Source organism: Bacteroides muris (ex Fokt et al. 2023) (genome assembly GCF_024704895.1).
GTDB lineage: Bacteria > Bacteroidota > Bacteroidia > Bacteroidales > Bacteroidaceae > Bacteroides > Bacteroides muris.
On sequence record NZ_JAMZEE010000120.1, the window covers coordinates 1 to 553 of the forward strand.

Annotated in this window: 1 pseudogene; it reads right to left on the bottom strand. The window is 45.9% G+C overall.

Features of this window, described 5'->3' with window-relative positions:
- Window positions 1-200, bottom strand: a pseudogene (locus M1B78_RS18525) (conjugal transfer protein MobA); the annotation flags it as partial.
- Window positions 201-553: the final 353 nt, after the last annotated feature.

Below are 553 nucleotides of genomic sequence, written 5' to 3' on the forward strand. Positions count from 1 at the left end.
ACCAGCGTCTTGTCCACTTTCAGCACCTTGAACTTCTGCCCGAAGAAATGCGCCTTGAGAAAGACGGCTTTCGCATACACGTTCGATTCCTCGTACATCGTCAGGAATCTGTTCCATTCCACATCGTCGAAGCGCACCATCACACAGTGTATCTTCGGATTCAATTTGGGATTTCTCCCGTACTTGCTCTTCTTTTCCATTCTCTTGTTCTTTTAATTTTATGGCTTGTCCATTGTTTAATCTTTGATTAAGGAACCTTGAAATTATCCGACTGCGGAGGATAATTCTGCCCACGGCAGTGCTGGGATTTTCAGTTACTCGGAAGCATTCGGGTAACTGAAAATATACCTTGCTGTGTCTTTGAGGACACAAGAATCCTCCGCCTGTCGGATTGGTTTGTGAGTATAATAACTCATTTGGAATATCAGTCAAGCCGATGGAGTATATCCACCGACTTGATTGGTTCTACCGTAATTCGCTCAGAGTTTGCGCCACTGCTCGATATCCTCCCGGTAGGTTTCAAGGTGCAGGCGGGCGAGGTTCTCGATAAGTC